General features: G+C 66.5%; 17 protein-coding genes. 16 read left to right on the plus strand and 1 reads right to left on the minus strand.

Translation table 11 applies throughout. The annotated features are described in order from the left end of the window. Positions 1 to 43 precede the first annotated feature (43 nt). The 14 genes from ligA (at position 44) to A5784_RS27955 (ending at position 12,934) form a co-directional block, all read left to right on the plus strand. Positions 44 to 2,104 carry an NAD-dependent DNA ligase LigA gene (gene ligA / locus A5784_RS27890; RefSeq protein ID WP_064948109.1) on the plus strand — a complete coding sequence of 687 codons (2,061 nt, stop codon included), beginning with the start codon at positions 44 to 46 and terminating at the stop codon, positions 2,102 to 2,104. Positions 2,105 to 2,260: 156 nt separating this feature from the next. Next, entirely contained in the window at positions 2,261 to 3,487 is a 1,227-nt protein-coding gene (locus A5784_RS27895) for a DUF4878 domain-containing protein (protein WP_064948110.1), read from the plus strand. 56 nt (positions 3,488 to 3,543) lie between these two features. Next, the gene (locus A5784_RS27900) at positions 3,544 to 4,548 is read left to right on the plus strand and encodes an AAA family ATPase (protein WP_064948111.1); all 1,005 of its coding nucleotides are present in this window, start codon (positions 3,544 to 3,546) and stop codon (positions 4,546 to 4,548) included. A 30-nt stretch (positions 4,549 to 4,578) separates the two neighbouring features. Next, positions 4,579 to 5,448 carry a DUF58 domain-containing protein gene (locus tag A5784_RS27905; RefSeq protein WP_064948112.1) on the plus strand — a complete coding sequence of 290 codons (870 nt, stop codon included), beginning with the start codon at positions 4,579 to 4,581 and terminating at the stop codon, positions 5,446 to 5,448. Next, a complete protein-coding gene (locus A5784_RS27910) occupies positions 5,441 to 5,914 on the plus strand; it encodes a hypothetical protein (RefSeq protein ID WP_064948113.1) in 474 nt (157 codons plus the stop codon). Before A5784_RS27905 ends, A5784_RS27910 begins: the two co-directional genes overlap by 8 nt. After that, positions 5,905 to 6,990 carry a vWA domain-containing protein gene (locus A5784_RS27915; protein ID WP_064948114.1) on the plus strand — a complete coding sequence of 362 codons (1,086 nt, stop codon included), beginning with the start codon at positions 5,905 to 5,907 and terminating at the stop codon, positions 6,988 to 6,990. Before A5784_RS27910 ends, A5784_RS27915 begins: the two co-directional genes overlap by 10 nt. Further along, complete coding sequence (locus A5784_RS27920) at positions 6,987 to 8,051, plus strand: VWA domain-containing protein (protein ID WP_064948115.1); 1,065 nt, start codon at positions 6,987 to 6,989, stop codon at positions 8,049 to 8,051. Before A5784_RS27915 ends, A5784_RS27920 begins: the two co-directional genes overlap by 4 nt. Further along, the gene (locus tag A5784_RS27925; protein WP_082945119.1) at positions 8,048 to 8,788 is read left to right on the plus strand and encodes a hypothetical protein; all 741 of its coding nucleotides are present in this window, start codon (positions 8,048 to 8,050) and stop codon (positions 8,786 to 8,788) included. The genes A5784_RS27920 and A5784_RS27925 overlap by 4 nt, the downstream gene beginning before the upstream one ends. 87 nt (positions 8,789 to 8,875) lie before the next feature. After that, positions 8,876 to 9,097, plus strand: a complete 222-nt coding sequence (locus A5784_RS27930) for a hypothetical protein (RefSeq protein ID WP_156750819.1) — start codon at positions 8,876 to 8,878, stop codon at positions 9,095 to 9,097. Positions 9,098 to 9,125: 28 nt separating this feature from the next. Further along, positions 9,126 to 9,884, plus strand: a complete 759-nt coding sequence (locus A5784_RS27935) for a DUF4190 domain-containing protein (RefSeq protein ID WP_064948117.1) — start codon at positions 9,126 to 9,128, stop codon at positions 9,882 to 9,884. Positions 9,885 to 9,918: 34 nt separating this feature from the next. After that, a complete protein-coding gene (locus tag A5784_RS27940; RefSeq protein ID WP_064948118.1) occupies positions 9,919 to 10,722 on the plus strand; it encodes a hypothetical protein in 804 nt (267 codons plus the stop codon). Between the two features lie 12 nt (positions 10,723 to 10,734). Then, positions 10,735 to 11,439 (plus strand): hypothetical protein, encoded by a 705-nt coding sequence (locus A5784_RS27945; protein WP_156750820.1) that lies wholly within the window; start codon positions 10,735 to 10,737, stop codon positions 11,437 to 11,439. A 20-nt stretch (positions 11,440 to 11,459) separates the two neighbouring features. After that, positions 11,460 to 12,278 carry a DUF4190 domain-containing protein gene (locus tag A5784_RS27950; protein WP_064948120.1) on the plus strand — a complete coding sequence of 273 codons (819 nt, stop codon included), beginning with the start codon at positions 11,460 to 11,462 and terminating at the stop codon, positions 12,276 to 12,278. Then, on the plus strand, positions 12,278 to 12,934 hold the full coding sequence (locus tag A5784_RS27955) for a hypothetical protein (RefSeq protein ID WP_064948121.1): 657 nt from the start codon (positions 12,278 to 12,280) through the stop codon (positions 12,932 to 12,934). The genes A5784_RS27950 and A5784_RS27955 overlap by 1 nt, the downstream gene beginning before the upstream one ends. Positions 12,935 to 12,940: 6 nt before the next feature. Here A5784_RS27955 and A5784_RS27960 read toward each other — a convergent pair whose 3' ends face one another. Beyond that, positions 12,941 to 13,600 carry an ACT domain-containing protein gene (locus A5784_RS27960; RefSeq protein ID WP_082945121.1) on the minus strand — a complete coding sequence of 220 codons (660 nt, stop codon included), beginning with the start codon at positions 13,598 to 13,600 and terminating at the stop codon, positions 12,941 to 12,943. Positions 13,601 to 13,713: 113 nt separating this feature from the next. On the opposite strand from A5784_RS27960, the gene gatC reads away from it, so the two are divergent. Together gatC and gatA are read left to right on the plus strand one after the other, a co-directional pair. Further along, positions 13,714 to 14,013, plus strand: a complete 300-nt coding sequence (gene gatC, locus A5784_RS27965; protein ID WP_064948123.1) for an Asp-tRNA(Asn)/Glu-tRNA(Gln) amidotransferase subunit GatC — start codon at positions 13,714 to 13,716, stop codon at positions 14,011 to 14,013. Beyond that, positions 14,010 to 15,491 carry an Asp-tRNA(Asn)/Glu-tRNA(Gln) amidotransferase subunit GatA gene (gatA, locus tag A5784_RS27970; protein WP_064948124.1) on the plus strand — a complete coding sequence of 494 codons (1,482 nt, stop codon included), beginning with the start codon at positions 14,010 to 14,012 and terminating at the stop codon, positions 15,489 to 15,491. Before gatC ends, gatA begins: the two co-directional genes overlap by 4 nt. The last annotated feature ends 91 nt before the right edge of the window (positions 15,492 to 15,582 follow it).

The following is a 15,582-nucleotide window of genomic DNA, read 5'->3' on the forward strand; positions in this document are numbered from 1 at the left end:
GCGACGCTGTTTGCCTGTCGGTGCCCTCGGCTACCCTGCGGGGGTGACCTCGAGCGACGTGGAAGACGCTGACCTGCGGCGACGTTGGCAGGAACTGGCCGACGAGGTACGTGAGCACCAGTTCCGCTACTACGTCAGGGACGCACCGGTCATCTCGGATGCGGAGTTCGACGCGATGTTGCGCGAGTTGCAGGGACTCGAGGACGCCCACCCTGAGCTGCGCACTCCGGATTCACCGACCCAACTGGTCGGGGGCGCGGGTTTCGCGACCGATTTCACGCCCGCCGAGCATCTGGAGCGCATGCTGTCGCTGGACAACGTGTTCGACTCCGACGAGCTGTCGGCGTGGGCTGCCCGGATCAGTGGCGAGACCGGCGACGCCGCGCACTACCTATGCGAGCTGAAGATCGACGGGGTGGCGCTGGCCCTCGTCTACCGCGACGGCCGGTTGGTGCGCGCCGCCACCCGCGGCGACGGGCGCACCGGTGAAGACGTCACGCTCAACGCCCGCACCATCGACGACATCCCCGAGCGGCTCACGTCGTCCGACGAATTCCCGGTGCCCGCGGTGCTCGAGGTGCGCGGTGAGGTGTTCTTCCGGGTCGCTGATTTCGAGGACCTCAACGCCGGGTTGGTGGCCGAGGGCAAGCCGCCGTTCGCCAACCCGCGCAACAGCGCGGCGGGCTCACTGCGACAGAAGAATCCGGCGGTCACGGCGCGGCGCCGACTGCGGATGATCTGCCACGGCCTGGGGTATTCGGAGGGGTTCAGCCCGGCGTCGCTGCACGACGCCTACCGCGCGCTGGGGCAGTGGGGGCTGCCGGTGTCGGTGCACACCACCAAGGTGTCCGGGGTCGCCGCGGTGGCCGAGCGCATCGCCTACTGGGGCGAACACCGACACGACGTCGATCACGAAATCGACGGGCTGGTGGTCAAAGTCGACGAGGTGGCACTGCAACGCAGGCTCGGCTCGACGTCGCGCGCCCCGCGCTGGGCCGTGGCCTACAAGTACCCGCCCGAGGAGGCCACCACCAAGCTGCTCGACATCCGCGTCAGCGTCGGCCGGACCGGGCGGGTGACCCCGTTCGCCTACATGGAGCCCGTCAAGGTCGCCGGTTCGACGGTCGGTCTCGCGACGCTGCACAACGCCACCGAGGTGAAGCGCAAGGGCGTCTTGATCGGCGACACGGTCGTGATCCGCAAGGCCGGTGACGTCATTCCCGAGGTGCTCGGTCCCGTCGTCGACCTGCGGGACGGGTCTGAACGCGAATTCGTCATGCCCACAAACTGTCCCGAATGCGGCACCCGGCTGGCCCCGGCCAAGGAGGGCGACGCCGACATCCGGTGCCCCAACACTCGCAGCTGCCCGGCGCAGTTGCGGGAGCGGGTGTTTCACGTCGCGGGCCGTGGTGCGTTCGACATCGAGGGACTCGGCTACGAGGCGGCGACGGCGCTTCTGGCAGGCGGCGTCATCACCGACGAGGGCGACCTGTTCACGCTGACCGCCGACGATCTGCTGCGCACCGACTTGTTCACCACCAAGGCCGGCGAACTGTCCGCGAACGGAAAGCGGCTGCTGGCCAACCTCGACAAGGCCAAGGCCCAGCCGCTGTGGCGGGTTCTGGTGGCGCTGTCCATCCGCCACGTGGGCCCGACCGCGGCGCGGGCGCTGGCCACCGAGTTCGGCAGCCTGGACGCCATCGTCGAAGCATCCGAGGAACAACTCGCCGCCGTCGAAGGGGTGGGGCCGACGATCGCCGCCGCAGTGATCGAGTGGTTTACCGTCGACTGGCACCGCGCGATCGTCGACAAATGGCGTGCAGCCGGGGTGCGGATGGCCGACGAGCGCGACGCCAGCGTCGAGCGCACGCTGGAGGGGCTGTCCATCGTCGTCACGGGGTCGCTGCCCGGCTTCTCCCGTGATCAGGCCAAGGAGGCCATCATCGCCCGCGGTGGCAAAGCCGCCAGTTCCGTGTCGAAAAAGACCGCCTACGTCGTCGCCGGAGATGCGCCCGGCTCGAAGTATGACAAGGCGGTCGAACTCGGCGTACCCATCCTCGACGAGGACGGATTCCGGACGTTGCTCGCAGAAGGGCCCGCATAACCGGTAGCCGACGCAGATTGGTGTCTGCGTGATGATCAACGGCTGCTTAGAATGCCTCCGAACGATAAAAGTCCCCGGCTCCTCGTGTGCACACAGTCGGGTCGCGGAAAGTGGGGGTTTGCCGGTGCGGCATGTACCGCGGTTGGGAGTTCTGCTGTGACGAACTGGTCAGGCGGTGACGGCGGCTACGGCGGACCGAGCCCGATCGGCGGCCAGGGCGATCAGGGCGGTGCCGATCCGTCAGGCGGTTGGCAGCCGTCCCCGCAGATGCCGTCGCAACAACCGCCGGCCGCGCAACCCTGGGGCGCGCAGCAACAGCCGGCGTGGGCCGCTCAAGCGCAGCCCGGCTGGCCGCAACCCGGCACCCCGCCGCAGGTGGGGCCACCGCAGTTCGACTCGCAGTTCGCAGGCTTCCCGCCACCTGGGGCCAAGCGCAATCGCAAGGCCCTGATCATCACGATCGGTGCGGGCGCGGCCGTGCTTCTGGTGATTGTGATCGTGGCCGTCGTCGCGTTGGTCGGACGCGGCGGTGGCGGCGGCTCCAGCGATTCCGCGGGCAAGACCGTGCAGGGCTATCTCGAGGCGCTCGCCAAGGGGGACGCCGAAGCAGCGCTGAGTTTCGGGGCCGACCAGCCGGCATCCAAGGAACTGCTCACCGACGAGATCCTCAAGTCTCAGGTCGAGAAGATGCCGATCTCCAATATCCGCATCCTGGGCGATGATTCGAACAACGGCATCGGATTCGGCTCGGTGCACGTGACCGCCAACTTCGGGGACCAGGTATCCGACACCACGTTCATGATGAAGAAGTCGGGCAACAAGTGGAAGCTCGATTCCGCTGCGGTACGGCTCGATTACTCGACACAGGCCAGCAACAAGGCCGTCGGCACCCTGACCGCCTTCGGCAAGCCGATCGGCACCTCGGTGGTCTACGTGTTTCCCGGCTACGTCGACTGGGGCTCCAACAACAGCAATCTCAAGGTCGAGGGCAAGCCGCTACTGCTGGACTCATTGACGGGCTACGCGGGCGCCAACAGCCCCGAATTCTCGTTGAGCGATTCGGCGAACAGCAGCATCACCGCGAACATCAAGAGCCTGCTGGACGGCTGCGCCCGCTCAAAGTCGACGTCGCCGCCGAACTGCCCGCAGCGTCTCTATGAATACGGCGCCGTCGACGGCACGGTGGATTGGCAGGCCCCGGCACCGGACGGCGCCCAGATCAGTTTCTCCGAGTACTCGTTGTCGGCCAACGTCACGTTGTCCGGCAACTTCGGCTACTCGGTTCAGGGCCGCGACGGCGGGCGGATCACGGGCAGCGACAGCTTCACGCTCTTCGGTGACGCAGACCTGAGCCAGACTCCGCCGACGATCAAGTGGAGTTGAGCGCAACGACGCCGCATCACGTTTGAGTTTGCGCACACTACGGGGGGAGTAACTCGATGACGACAGTCGCGCGCGTACAACCGAATCAGCATGAGATGGAAAGCGCCCATCGGATTGTCAGCGCGATAGCGCAGGTGTTCTCGACCAAGGTCGTCGGTCAGGAGAACCTGCGCGAATCGTTGCTGATCGGCCTGCTCACCGGCGGCCACATCCTGTTGGAGAGCGTTCCGGGGCTGGCGAAGACGACCGCGGCACGCGTTGTGGCCGACGCGATCTCAGGTGGCTTCAACCGGATCCAGTGCACGCCCGATCTGTTGCCCAGCGACATCATCGGCACGCAGATCTACGACTCGTCGTCTGGTCAGTTCGTCACGCAGCTGGGGCCGGTGCACAGCAATATCGTGCTGCTCGACGAGATCAACCGCTCAAGCGCCAAGACGCAGAGCGCCATGCTGGAGGCGATGGAGGAACGTCAGACGACCATCGCGGGCAAGCTCTACCCGATCCCTGAGCCGTTCCTGGTCATCGCGACCCAGAACCCGGTGGACCAGGAGGGCACGTATCCGCTCTCGGAGGCGCAGACCGACCGCTTCATGCTCAAGGAAGTGTTGCGGTACCCCACCCCGGCGGAAGAGGCCGAGGTCATCTTCCGGATCGATGCGGGTGTCTACGATCGCCAGGAGAAGCCGAGACCCGTTGTCGGACTGGATGATATGCGGCGGCTGCAGAGCGTGGTGCGCAGCGTTCACCTGGATCCCGTGCTGGTGCACTACATCACCCAGCTCATCGGGGTGACCCGCAACCCTGCGCAGTTCCTGCCGCCGCAGCTGGCGAAGTTGGTGCAGTACGGCGCCAGCCCGCGCGCCACCATCGCGTTCAGCCGTGCGGCGCGGGCCTCCGCGGTGCTGCAGGGCCGCAATCATGTACTGCCCGAAGACATTCAGAAGCTCGCCTACCGCGTGCTGCGACACCGGTTGATCCTCGGATTCGAGGCGACGCGGCTGGGCGTGACACCCGAAACGGTCATCGACGCTGTGCTGCAGTCGGTTCGCGTGCCCTGATCGCGCGCACGCGAGGAGCAGACGGGGAATATGGGCAAGTACCTCAACCGGGCCAAGCAGTACTTCGGTACGGACACCAGAGGCCTGCTGGAGGGCGGACGCTACGCACTGCTGCACACCAGGACACTCGAACTCGACGACCTGCGTCCGTACGTGCCCGGCGACGACGTCCGGGACATCGACTGGAAAGCGTCGGCACGCGCGGGGTCGGTGCTCATCAAGCGGTTCGTCTCAGAGCGCCATCACAAGATGCTGTTGGTCGCCGATGCCGGTCGCAACATGACCGCCCTGACGCCGACCGGCGAGGTGAAACGCGAGGTCGCAACCAATGTGCTCGGTGCCATCGGCCTCATCGCGGTGGGCCGCAGCGACGAGGTCGGGATGGTGTACGGCGATGCGCGTGGTTCGGCGAACATCCGCAACCGACGTGGGGAAACCCACATCGAGAGCATTCTCGAGCACTACTACAACCACAGCCTCGGTGAGGTCGGCGCGAGCGACATCGTCGCGCAGTTGGAGTTCGTCGCGCATGCGCATCGCAGACGGCTGCTGGTGATCGTCGTCTCCGACGAACCCGACGTCAGCCCCCGCCTCGATGCGGCACTCAAAGCGCTTGCCGGGCAACATGAAATCATCTGGCTGATGGTCACCGACATGCCTGCGGTCGGGGCCGACGAGGGGGAGCACGACGGGTTCGACGTGGCGACCGGACGGTTTGTGCTCAACGGCGCCACCCTCGGGCCCCGGGTCGTGGCCGCCTATCGGGCCGCGGAGCAGGCTCGCATCGCTACGTTGGACAGCTTCCTGTCCTCACACGAGGTCTGTTTCGCCCGCATCGCCGCCAGTGCCGAGATCCGGGACCGGATCGTCGACATGAATGAGGTGTTCGGCAATGCCTGATGATCTGTTGCGGTTCATCGGCGGCCCGCTGCCGTTCTCCTACTGGTGGGTGGCCATCGGCACAGTCCTGATCGTCATCGTGATCATGTGGTGCACAGGTGTTTACGTCTGGACCATGGCGCCGGCCCGGCTGCGCACCGTGCCCGTGATCCGAAACCTGCACGGCTGGTTGGTGCGTCGACGATTCGCTCGCTCGTTGCAGCGCACCAATCAGCAGTATCTGGCCGGCGGTCTCACCCCGGCCCAGGCAGGCGCTGCCGTGAGCCGGATCCTGCGCAGCTTCATCTACGTCACCACCGGGGTGCGGGCCCAGTACCTGCACGTCGGGGAGATCGCCGACGGCGACCTGGCCGGGGTGGGGCCGCTGTTCCGTGCGCTCAACGACGTCCAGTTCAGCGCCGCGCCACAGTCCGACATGGTGACGATCGGTCGGTCCGCCGAGGAACTGGTGCGCACATGGCGCTGAAATGGTGGCCGGTCATCCTGGCCGGGCTGATCTTGCTGACGGCATGCGTCATCGCCGCCTCGCTGTTGCCGATGGCCAAGGTGCAGCAGGTGCTGCGCCCGCTCGCCCATGTCGACCGGCTGACCCGGCTTCCCGAGTACGCACGGGTGTACCGGATCTACTTCCTGTCGATGATCGTCACCGGTGTCCTGTTAGTGGCGACGTTCGCCACCGCGCTGGTCGCCAGTGCGCGGCCGGTCGGGACTTCCAGCTCCACCAAGGAATTCGAGACCGAGCACCCCCTGGACACGATGTTGTGCGTGGGCGAACCTGTCACTGATCCGAGCACCGCGAACTTCCTGAACTACTACGCCGGGCAGGCGAAGTCGTACGACACCCAGCGGATCGGGCTGACATCTCCGAGTCTGCGAGTGGTACCGCTGACCCGTGACCATGATTTCGCCGCCGACCGGTTCGAGTACTTCGCGAAACTTGCTCGTATTCAACAGGATCTGGACACTCACCGGCCCGTGTCGGATGCCGACCGCGCCGAGTTGGAGACGGGTATCGACAAGTTCGCCCAGAAGGTCACCTACGTCGACTACGCGCCGAGTGCCGAGGACATCCTGGCGTTGTGCCTCACCGGTTTCCCGTCGTTCGAAGGCAAGAGCCGGCATCGCCGGTCACTGGTGTACCTCGGCTACAGCGCCCTGCGGTCACCGGATGAGCAGCGCGCACAGCTGTACACCGAGCAGGCCATCAAGGACATGGCGATCAAAGCTGGTGTGCAGGTCAACGTGATCTCGCGGTCCGATGTCACGCAGAGTTCCCCGGACGCCAACAACCGGTTGCAATCGATTGCCGACGCCACCGGCGGCAGGTTCGCGTTGTTCAATCCGGCCGGAACCGCACAGGCCGGGGGCGATTCCACCCTCACCCGGCTTCTCGACGAGATCCGGGACAACCCACCGCAGGCCGTCCTACCCAGTGGCCGGGTGGTGACCAGCCAGTCCTGGGATGCGCCTGAGGAGGCGCTCATCGCGGCGGTCGCCGCGGCCGTGCTGCTGTGTGTGTCGCTGGCGGTACTGCGCCGATGACCTTCGACCCGATTGTCGCGCCGATCGCCCTGTTCGGTCTCGGTGCGCTTCTCATCGTCATCCGTATGGTTGCGTTGTATCGGGTGCTGGTCCGCACCGGGACCGGTCAGTACCGCAAGGTCGTATTGCGCTGGGGCGGACTGACGCTCGCCGTACTCATGCTGGTGTTCGCAGCGGCGCGGCCGGGGTTCGATCTCAACGACGACCAGCCGGCCGAACAACCCAAGAGCGCGTCGGCCGTCGACCCCAACCTCAACGTGTTCTTCGTGGTCGACCGCTCGGTGAACATGCGGGTGCAGGACTTCGGTGACCGGCAATCGCGGATGACCGGCGTCCGGGCCGATATCTCGTCGTTGATCAACGAATACCCGCGAGCCAGATTCGGCTTGGTCTCCTTCGCGTCGAAAGCCGCTGTGGACTGGCCCCTTTCGGATGACGCCTGGAGCCTGCAGTCGCTGGTGCACGGATTGTCGCCCTACACCCTGGTGGCACCCGACGCCATGTACCAGGCCAACCCGACGGCTGCGCGTGACGAACTGAAGAAGCAGTTGGAGGCGGCGGCAGGCCGATTCAAGGACTCCAAGAGCCTGGTCTTCTACTTCGGATCCGGCGATGCGGGCAGCCGCGCCACCTCCGAGTCATTCGACCTGCAAGACAAGGCCGTCAGCGGCGGTGCGGTACTGGGTTACGGTACGTCGGCAGGCGGTCCGATCCCACAGGGCTGGGTCGGTGCCACCAAGGTCTATCAGAACGATCCTGGCACCGGCGCACCGCTGAACTCCACGCTCGACGAGTCGACGCTGAAGAAGATTGCCGGAGATCTCGGCGTTCCCTATTTTCACCGGGAGGCCGGCCAGTCCATCACCGCCGTGCTGCCCGCGGTGGATCCCGTAGCCGGCTCCGATGACGAGAACCCGCTGCACGCTTCGAAACTCGTCGAGCGCCGGGAACTGTACTGGCTGTTCACGATGTTGGCCGCCGTGCTGGTGCTCGGGGAGATCGTGCTGACGATTCGGGAGTTCCGCCGTAATCGGATGTCGCGCAAGGACGTCACCTCATGATGCTGATGAAGGAATCCGGCGCCGCGGTGCGTGCCGCGGCCCGGCGAGTGCTGACGCACTACCGGTCCGGTCCCGCCCGCCTGCGATTGCGGCGACGCCTGTATCTCTTCTCCGCACCGGTGGTGATCGTGCTGCTGGCCGTCGCGGCGAAGTTGATCAGCGTGGTGGTGGCAGGTAACTGGGCGGCGTCCGATTTCGACCGGCACGACATCGACGCGCTGCGCGACGACATCTCGATCCTGCAGATATTCGACATCGTGGACCCGGCGAAGACCTCGTTCGCCGACGGCGACCTGATGGTTCTGGAAGGCCGGCTCACCGACGCCGAGGCGCGCTTCGGCGACTCGCTGTCACGCACCGATCCCGCCGCATCCTGCCCGGTACGGGTGAACCTCGAGCTGGTGCAGGAAACGCTGGGGGACTTGGCAACCCGCGGCAACGACAAACAGGCCGCCGAGCGCTGGTACAACGCCGCGATCGCGATCGTCAAGGACGCACCGGCCCAATGCTTCGCGGGCAACGACGATGCCAACGCCGACCGCAAGGCCATCCGCGACCAGACGCTGCCGCGGTTGGAAGAGAAACTGCGCAACCTGCATCGTCCGCCCCCGCCGCCGTCCGCGCCGCCGCAAACCGTGCCGCCGGAGCCCGCTCCGACATCTCTGACCCCGACCTCGGCACCGCCGCTGCCGGGATTGCCCGGAGCCTCGCAGTCACCCTCGCCGTCGCCGGGTTGACCCGGCGACGGTCAGCAGACCCCCGGTGCGGCGCCACCGCCGGGACCGGGCCCGAACATGCCGTCGCCGGAGACGCCGGAGCCCACGATGACGCCCGGCCCGCCGACAGGAAGCGGTGGTGATGCGCCGATCGCCGGTCCGGAAGGCGGCGGGCCCGACGTGCTCAACCCGGTCAGCCCCGATCGTCTTCCGAGCACCGGTAACGGCCGCGCGCCGGGACAGCGGCTGGGTGACGGAAATCCGTTGGACCGCCTCAAGATCCTGTTGGACAACGCCAATGCCCACGGTGGTAATCAGGAGGCGCCGTGAGCGGGGGCACGAATAGGGTGGACGCGCGATGACGCAGTGGGGCAACAGCTGGCCGATGGACCATGGGGCCTTCGACCCGTTCGGTCAACCGCAGCAGGCGCCGCCACCCCACGACCACCCCGGTTCACGGTGGCCCTCGATTTCATTGTTCGTCGGACTGGCCGGCATCGCGTTGGCCTTTTTCCCGTCGGGAATCGGCTTTGTCGCGGTACCGGTCGGAATCTTCGGCGTGGTCGCCGGAATCGTCGGTGTGCAGGCGGTCCAGCGCGAGCAGCGCAACCCGGTGATGGCGATCTCAGGGATCGTCGCCTCGGTGCTCGCGATGGTGCTGGCGGTGGTGATGTTCTTTGCGTTCTACCGGTCACCTGCGCCCCTTCCGGCGCCAGCCGGGCCGACACTGACTCCGACGTCGATGTCGCCATCTGGACCGGCCGAGGTGATTCCGCGTTACAACGGAAACACCGACGTGGTGCTCACGAAGGAGATGGTGGTGGACTTCGGGCAGTACACCGATGCCGGCGGGGATCCCGAAGTGCGCAATCCCCGCGTGGAGGTCACCATCACCAGCAAGCGTGATATTCCGCGGACCTGCAATTTTCGTATTCTGGCACGCGGCGGCCCTCAACACACCACCGTCGACGAGTTCTTTGTCGAGGCGGCCGTGAGCGCGAAGGGCACGGTTCGTCAGAACCTGTTCCCGTCGGATGCGACACTCACGACGTCCAAGGCTGATCAGCTGCGAACGGCTTCGTTCGAAGTGGCGACCGCGAGATGTGATACCTACTGACACATTGCGTATCGGGGGAGAGGACCACACGGCTATGAATAATTTTGGACCGCCGGGCTACGGTGGCGGGCACGGCGATCCGTTCGCGGATCCGTTCGGGCCGTCAGCGCCGATGGGATCTCCGGCGGGCGATTTCATCCCGCCCCCGCGGCCGCCGTTGGTGCCCGCGCCGGTGCAGCGTGCCACCTCGGTCGCCGGAGGATGGTCGGTCATGTCCGTCGCCACCGGAGTCGTCGCCGTCGGATTAGCACTGACGCCGTTCTACACCGATATCCCGTCATGGGTCGGATTCATCGGTGCGGCAATAGGAATCGGAGCTCTGGCGGCCGGCATCCTCGCGCTGAGGCGAGTCCGCCGTGCAGGTGCGCAGCCTCCCGTGCCGGCGGTCACCGGTGTGGTGGCAGCCGGTCTCGTGGCTGTCCTGGTTGTGGTTAGCGTGCTGATCGACGTCAATCAGCCTGACCGCCGCCGGGATTCGGTGGCCCATGGCCCCGTCTCCGGTGAGACCAAAGACACCGCCGTCGTCATGCATGACCAACTGGACGTAAGTTTCGGGACGTTCGACTACAAGGTGGACGGCCCCACCATCCGTGGACGTCTGCCCGTGACCTTTCGGAACAAGTTGGACAAGCCTCGGCAATACGACGTGAGTGTCGCTGGGTTCGAGGGGGAGCACACCCAGGTGTGCAGCACGCTGAAACTCGAGCCGGGCGCGTTGGACGCGCACGCCACCACCACCGTCGACTATTTCGACATCGGCATACCGAATGCCACCATCGCCGATCGCCTGCGCTCCTCGACGTTTCGCGTGGTGCAGGCGTGGAGTAGGCCGGTGTGAGGTGACTCGACGATGACTCGACCGTTCAACAGCCCGACCCCGTACCCTCCGCCCGGTGCTCGTTATTACGGCCTCGGTACGGAACTCGGCGATGAGCCAGTACCCGTGTCCGCGTGGGCCGTCGTCTCGATCGCGGTCGGCGTCGGCGCCCTTGTGCTGGCGTTCATTCCGTTCTATGTCAGTGTGCTCGGGGCGGTCCTGGGCTTGGGCGGTGTGGCGACGGGAATCGTCGGATTGCTCCGGCGGGGGCGCGGCACTCCCGCACCGGCCATCACAGGGATCGCGACGTCGGCTATCGCGGCCGTTGTCGGTGTGGTCATGGTGTTCGTGCACACCGAGTCGGCCGCCGCGCCACCGCCCGCACCCGCGCAGCAGTCGGCTCAAGCCAGTGAGGATCGTTCCAACACCGAGACGGTGCTCAGCAAGGAACTCGACGTGACGGTGGGCAAGTATGAACCTACGGGCTCTGATTCGGGTCCCGGTCGACTCCCGGTGACCTTGACGAATCGGCTCACGGCGGCGAGGACCTTCAGCGTGTTGATCGTCGCGTTCGACGGCACCGACCAGCTCGCCTCCGACACAGTGGGTGCGACCTTGAACGCCGGTGAGCAGAAGGTTGAGACGGCGTTTAGCCGGACGAAGCCGGAGTTTCAATACGGCCGTCTCAAGAATGCGACTTTCCGTGTGCTCACCGCCTTTTCGATACCGCCGCGTTGACGACGTGAGGTCACGACACCATGACTGATCAGAACAGGCCGTGGGGTGCCTTCGACGGTCAGCACACCCCCAGGTATCCGAATGTTCCTCAAGCACCGGGATATTCACCGCCCCCGCAATATGCTGCGCCCGCAGGCGGATACGGGCCGCCACTGCTCGGTGCGCCGCAGACCGACCGCCGCAGCTCGAAGGCCGGCCCCACCGACCCGTTCTTCCGTACCTGGTCGGTGGTGTCGGTGATTCTGGGTGTGTGCGGTGTACTCGTGGCGCTCAGCCCGCGACCCGCTGGGTGGGTCGGGGCCGTGGCAGGGATCTTCGGAGTGGCCGCCGTGCTGATTGGCTGGCTTCCCCGGCGGCGCATTCCGGACGGTTCAGCGACCACAGCCATCGCGGGAATCGTGGTATCGATTTTTGCCATCGGCGTGACAGCCGGGATGGGATTCGTCTACCGGGATCACCGGGGAGGCGAAACGGCCACGGCGGCACCGGGTGTCAATGCCACCACGGCCGAGGTTCTGCGTGACGACCTCGACGTGAAGGTCGGTTCGTTCACCTACACCGAGACAAACCCCTTACCGTCCTACGGTCTGGAGGTCACCGTGGCGAACAAGCGGGACCTCCCGGCCACGTTCCACCTCGCCATTGCCGGATTCGAGGGTGACAGCTCAACCCAGATCGCGGGCAGCAGCACAATTGTGGCGCTCGCCGGCCGGGCGTCCGAGCAGATCATCATGTTTCTGCCCGGGCGTGTGCCAGACGAGCAGGCCAAACGATTGAACGCCGGCGCGACGTTCCGCGTGATCGGCGCGGAGGCTCACTATGACAGGGTGACTCGCTGATGTATCCCCAACCTGGTACTGGTCCCGGCGTCACGCGTGACTGGCTGGCCTGGTCGATCACATCGCTCGTTTTCGCGCTTGCCGGCGTCGCGCTCGCATACCTTCCTTTCGGTCCGGTGAGCTTGGTCGTGGCCAGCATGGGTTTGGCCGTTGGTGTCGTTGCGGTGCTGCGTGCCAGGGGTGTTCGAGGAGCACCACCTGCCGTTTTGGCCGGTGTGGTGGTGTCCGGCTTGGCGATCGTCCTCGGGGCTGTCACGGTGCTCGAGCCCCATCTCAAAGGCGCATCGGAAGTCCCTGCTGCGATACCGGATTCAGGTGATTCGGACAGGTACGGGCGGCCGAACAGCGACATCGACTACATAATGGCCAACGAAGTGCAGGCGGACTTCGGTGATTTCACTGCCGACCAGCGCGCCCTACATGTGAAGCTGACCAGCAAGATGGACGTCGCCCACATCTTCGTTCTGACCGTGGGTGCCTTCGACAATTCGGGAGTGCAGGTGGCGTCCGACAGTATGGCGCCCGCGGTGTTGGGTCCGCACGCGACGCAGGCAGTCACGTTCGCGTTCCGAAGGTCCGGATTGACCGCCGGGGAACTGCAAACCAAGCACTTCAAGGTCGTGTCGGGCAAGAGCATGCTCTTCGGCGTCTACTGAGGAGATCTACCGCAGGATCGTCGCGACGATCCCGGCCAGGTAGCCCAGTCGGGCGACCTCTGAGGGCCGGAACCCCGGGCCACCCGGGCGGCCCAGCAGCACGGCGGTGTCGTGGTCGCCCAACGGCGCGGCTGCCAGGGTGGTGTCCATGTCCCGCCACAGCTGCGGTACCCAGTCGGCGGTGCCGTTGAGCGTCTCGGCGTGTTGCAGCGGCAGCCAGGGTGCCGCCGGGAGATGGGTTTCGGGTGCGCCGTGGCTGCCGGCCAGTCGCTCGACTCCGGATGCCGTCGCCCGCAGCACTGTGCACCAGCCGACCCGCAGCACGGGGGCCGCTTCTTCGGCGAGCACCTGAAGCCGGGCGGCGCGTCCGTTGGCGGCCGCGACGTGGTCGATCAGTTCGAGCTCACGGTGCGCCTCGAGGAGGCCGGTGTGCGGGCGGATGCTGTCGACGTAGACGCCGGTCAAGTTCTCGGCCGCGGTGATCAGGGTGTCGGGCATGGACCCGGCGGGCAGCTCGACCACCAGATCGTCGATCGCGAATCCCGCGCCGCGCTCGACGACGTCGAGCGACAGGATGTCAGCACCTACGGAACCCAGCGCGACCGCCAGAGAGCCGAGGCGGCCTGGACGATCCTCCAGCTGGACCCGCAGCAGATAGGAAGGCACGGGCAACACTGTTGCACAACGGTGCGGCGTGGGCATTCCGAGTACCTCGCGCGCGGCGCCTTCGCTCGTGCCCGCTGCCACTGGGTTTGGCGCAGTGACTAGGCTGCTTTGTCGTGTCGCAGATCTCCCGAGACGAGGTTGCCCACCTGGCGCATCTGGCCCGGCTGGCGCTGACCGATGACGAGTTGGACAGTTTCGCCGGTCAACTCGATGCCATCCTTGCCCACGTCGGCCGGATCCAATCCGTCGACGTCACCGGCGTCGAGGCCACCGACAACCCCCTCAAAGACGTCAACGTCACACGGCCCGACGTCGTCGCGCCGTGCCTGACCCAGGACGAGGCGCTGGCCGCGGCGCCCAAGGCGGAGGACGGGCGGTTCGCGGTGCCGCGGATCCTGGGAGAAGCAGAATGACCGATCTCACTCGCTACGACGCAGCGACCCTCGGCGCCCAGATCGCCGCCGGTGAGGTCACCTCCACCGAGGTCACCCAGGCGCATCTGGACCAGATCGCCGCGACCGATGAGCGCTTCCATGCGTTCCTGCACGTCGGCGCCGAGGAGGCGCTGGCCGCAGCCGCCGCCGTCGACCGTCAGGTCGCCGCGGGCGAGACGCTGGCCTCGCCGCTGTCCGGTGTTCCGCTGGCGCTCAAGGACGTCTTCACCACCACCGACGCGCCGACCACGGCCGGGTCGAAGATCCTGCAGGGCTGGCGCTCGCCGTACGACGCGACGGTGACCACCAAGCTGCGCGCGGCAGGCATCCCGATCCTGGGCAAGACCAACATGGACGAGTTCGCCATGGGCAGCTCGACCGAGAACTCCGCGTACGGCCCGACCCGCAACCCGTGGAACACCGACCGGGTGCCGGGCGGCTCAGGGGGCGGCAGCGCAGCAGCGCTGGCGGCCTTCCAGGCGCCGCTGGCCATCGGTACCGACACCGGTGGGTCCATCCGGCAGCCGGCGGCGCTGACGGCGACCGTCGGCGTCAAACCCACATACGGCACGGTCAGCCGCTACGGGCTGATCGCCTGCGCGTCGTCGCTCGACCAAGGTGGGCCGTGTGCGCGCACGGTGCTCGACACCGCACTGCTGCACCAGGTCATCGCCGGCCACGATCCTCACGACTCGACGTCGGTCGACGTGCCGGTCCCAGATGTGGTGGGTGCGGCCAAGGCCGGCGCACAGGGCGACCTCAAGGGTGTTCGGGTCGGAGTGGTCAAGCAGCTGCGCGGCGACGGATATCAGCCCGGCGTTCTCGCATCGTTCAACGCGGCTGTCGAGCAGATCACGGCGCTCGGCGCGGAGGTCACCGAGGTCGACTGCCCGAACTTCGACCATGCGATGGCGGCCTACTACCTGATCCTGCCTTCGGAGGTGTCCAGCAACCTGGCGCGCTTCGACGCCATGCGGTACGGCTTGCGCGTCGGTGACGACGGCACGCGCAGCGCCGAAGAGGTGATGGCGCTGACCCGGGCTGCCGGTTTCGGTCCAGAAGTCAAGCGCCGCATCATGATCGGCGCCTACGCGCTGTCGGCCGGGTATTACGACGCGTACTACAACCAGGCCCAGAAAGTCCGGACGTTGATCGCCCGCGACCTGGAACGCGCCTACGAAACCGTCGACGTTCTGGTCACCCCGACGACTCCGACCACGGCCTTCGGCATCGGGGAGAAGGTCGACGATCCGCTGGCGATGTACCTGTTCGATCTGTGCACCCTGCCGCTCAACCTGGCCGGGCACTGCGGAATGTCGGTTCCGTCAGGCCTTTCGCCCGATGACGGCCTACCGGTCGGCCTGCAGATCATGGCACCGGCTCTGGCCGACGACCGGCTCTACCGCGTCGGCGCCGCCTACGAGGCGGCTCGCGGCCCAATGCCGAGCGCACTCTGAGTCCTGTCCGAACGTAGGCCCACCTGCAGTTTCTACCCTTGCCCGGCAGCCTCCTGGGCTGCCGGGCAAGATAGAACACATGCGCACACGA

Source organism: Mycobacterium sp. 852013-50091_SCH5140682 (assembly GCF_001665685.1).
In the GTDB taxonomy this organism is placed as follows: Bacteria; Actinomycetota; Actinomycetes; order Mycobacteriales; family Mycobacteriaceae; genus Mycobacterium.

What these genes read in the sequence shown, in the direction of transcription:
- A5784_RS27900 (WP_064948111.1), top strand. Translation starts at nt 3,544, where the DNA reads ATGACGACAGTCGCGCGCGTACAACCGAATCAGCATGAGATGGAAAGC.
- A5784_RS27905 (WP_064948112.1), top strand. Translation starts at nt 4,579, where the DNA reads ATGGGCAAGTACCTCAACCGGGCCAAGCAGTACTTCGGTACGGACACC.
- A5784_RS27910 (WP_064948113.1), top strand. Translation starts at nt 5,441, where the DNA reads ATGCCTGATGATCTGTTGCGGTTCATCGGCGGCCCGCTGCCGTTCTCC.
- A5784_RS27915 (WP_064948114.1), top strand. Translation starts at nt 5,905, where the DNA reads ATGGCGCTGAAATGGTGGCCGGTCATCCTGGCCGGGCTGATCTTGCTG.
- A5784_RS27920 (WP_064948115.1), top strand. Translation starts at nt 6,987, where the DNA reads ATGACCTTCGACCCGATTGTCGCGCCGATCGCCCTGTTCGGTCTCGGT.
- A5784_RS27925 (WP_082945119.1), top strand. Translation starts at nt 8,048, where the DNA reads ATGATGCTGATGAAGGAATCCGGCGCCGCGGTGCGTGCCGCGGCCCGG.
- A5784_RS27930 (WP_156750819.1), top strand. Translation starts at nt 8,876, where the DNA reads ATGACGCCCGGCCCGCCGACAGGAAGCGGTGGTGATGCGCCGATCGCC.
- A5784_RS27935 (WP_064948117.1), top strand. Translation starts at nt 9,126, where the DNA reads ATGACGCAGTGGGGCAACAGCTGGCCGATGGACCATGGGGCCTTCGAC.
- A5784_RS27940 (WP_064948118.1), top strand. Translation starts at nt 9,919, where the DNA reads ATGAATAATTTTGGACCGCCGGGCTACGGTGGCGGGCACGGCGATCCG.
- A5784_RS27945 (WP_156750820.1), top strand. Translation starts at nt 10,735, where the DNA reads ATGACTCGACCGTTCAACAGCCCGACCCCGTACCCTCCGCCCGGTGCT.
- A5784_RS27950 (WP_064948120.1), top strand. Translation starts at nt 11,460, where the DNA reads ATGACTGATCAGAACAGGCCGTGGGGTGCCTTCGACGGTCAGCACACC.
- A5784_RS27955 (WP_064948121.1), top strand. Translation starts at nt 12,278, where the DNA reads ATGTATCCCCAACCTGGTACTGGTCCCGGCGTCACGCGTGACTGGCTG.
- gatA (WP_064948124.1), top strand. Translation starts at nt 14,010, where the DNA reads ATGACCGATCTCACTCGCTACGACGCAGCGACCCTCGGCGCCCAGATC.